General features: G+C 56.1%; 1 pseudogene. It reads right to left on the bottom strand.

Annotated features, from left to right (window positions below):
* A pseudogene (locus ACYQ8L_RS18705) lies at positions 1-202 on the bottom strand (ISNCY family transposase); the annotation flags it as partial.
* Positions 203-344: the final 142 nt, after the last annotated feature.

Raw genomic sequence — 344 nt, forward strand, 5'->3', positions numbered from 1 at the left:
TGCCAGACCGGAGTACCTGCTCGGCCGTCATGCCTTCCCGGCCCCGATCGGTCCGACCCGCCCGAGCCAGATCCTCGTGCACCCAGTCGAGGATCTCCGGCGCGGCGTCCAGAATCTCGGAGATGGCCTCGAACTCCTTACTGATCCGGTGCTGCGAAACCACCTGGAAGAGGTCGAGTTGTTGGTCTCGTTTTCGACGCATCCGCGCACCCCTTAGACAGGCATTCGTCAATCATATCAAATGGTTGCACGGTGCATCGTAACAGATTTTTGTCCAAAAACCAATAACAGAGCTGGCGCAAAATCGTAAATTTTTCAAGTGGTTGCGATTTCCGGACGGACAC

This window comes from Deferrisoma palaeochoriense (assembly GCF_054656955.1).